The sequence below is a fragment of the Rhodoferax sp. LS1R11 genome (assembly GCF_056521395.1).
In genome coordinates, this window is the sequence record NZ_JBWMAW010000042.1 from 1 (window position 1) to 1,385 (window position 1,385).

At 60.3% G+C, this 1,385-nt stretch carries 3 protein-coding genes; all 3 read right to left on the reverse strand.

Features of this window, described 5'->3' with window-relative positions; translation table 11 throughout:
- On the reverse strand, nt 1-434 hold a 434-nt coding region (locus AC097N_RS21200), incomplete at its 3' end, for an IS66 family transposase zinc-finger binding domain-containing protein (protein WP_479584052.1).
- A 135-nt stretch (nt 435-569) separates the two neighbouring features.
- Nucleotides 570-905 (reverse strand): IS66 family insertion sequence element accessory protein TnpB, encoded by a 336-nt coding sequence (gene tnpB / locus AC097N_RS21205; RefSeq protein ID WP_479584050.1) that lies wholly within the window; start codon nt 903-905, stop codon nt 570-572.
- The gene (locus AC097N_RS21210; protein ID WP_479584051.1) at nt 902-1,306 is read right to left on the reverse strand and encodes a transposase; all 405 of its coding nucleotides are present in this window, start codon (nt 1,304-1,306) and stop codon (nt 902-904) included. Before AC097N_RS21210 ends, tnpB begins: the two co-directional genes overlap by 4 nt.
- Between the last annotated feature and the right edge of the window lie 79 nt (nt 1,307-1,385).

Below are 1,385 nucleotides of genomic sequence, written 5' to 3' on the forward strand. Positions count from 1 at the left end.
TGGATCAGGGTTTCGCACTGGGCGCACGCCCATTTGCCACGGATGTGGCGCTCCACGCTGAAGACGCCAGGGACGTAATCCAGCTTCTCGGCCACGTCCTCGCCGATGCGTTTCATCTGGCAGCCGCACACGCAGGTGGTGGAATCGGGTTCGTGGCGGATTTCAATTCGGGGCAGATTCGCTGGCAGCGGCTGGCGTTTGGCTTGTTCCTTCGCCCGCGGTGGTGGCGCATCATTAGCAGTGAACTGCGCGATCTCGTCGTTGACGGCCTGCAGATCCTCATCCAGTGTTTCATCCAGCAGGCTTCTTTGCTCGGCGCTGAAGCGCTCGGATTGGGCGGCGAACTTCAGGCGCTTGAGGATGGCGTTCTCATGCGTGAGCTTGTCAATGGTGGCCTGTTTGAAGGTGACCGTCTGGCGCAGGGACTGCACCATCTCACGCAGTTCTTCTGCGTTCAGATGGGAGAGCGTCTCAGCGGCAACGACCATGGGACAGAGTGTGCCAAACCTAGCTGGCCCAGACTATTGGCACATCCCCTAATTGATGCCTGTCACCCGCAATGCCTCGATTCACACGACCGTGATCACCCCGGCGTCACCGATGCGCGCCCAAGGCAAGCCCATGACCAAGGCGTCGAGTTGGTCACGACTGATGTGCTGCTGCACCGTGCCACCCGGACGGGGCCAGACGAACCTGCCTTGGTGCAGTCGGCGCGCGGCCAACCAGATGCCAATGCCGTCGTGCACCAGCACCTTGATGCGGTTGCCCCGCTTATTGGCAAACACGTAGACCGTGTGGGGATGGGCTGCGCCGAAGACGGATACGACCCGAGCCAATGCGGTGTCGGTTCCGGCGCGCATGTCCATGGGCGTCACAGCCAGCCACACCGCATCGATGCGGATCATTTGAGAATCGCCGTGGCCCATTGCGCAAACTCGGCAGCTGCGCTAACGGGCCATGTGACGATCATCGACAGCGTGCCCTTGCGAAGCTCTACCTTGACCTCGGGGAGCCTGGACTCACGTATCACGGTGGGCAGCTTCAAGGGGATGAACGCCGGGGCGGGTGAAGTTGCGACCGGGGCACCAGGTGGAGCCGGTCCGATAAGCTGGTGACAGCCGCTACGCTCATGTTCCTTGAGCCAGCGGTGCAGCACGTTGGCGTTCATTGCATGGCTACTGGCCAATCCTGCAATGGAAATTCCTGGCTGTTGGCAGGCGGCCACCAGTTCGGCTTTGAACTCGCGCGTGTAGGTTCGGTGTGTGCGATGAGTCGAATAGGTCGCAATGTTTAATTCTTTGAGCATGGTGTGCACGATTGGTTACGTGCACACGATCTTGCGATATGTGAGAAGTCAGTTCAAGGCGAGTTCACCGCGTGCTTAC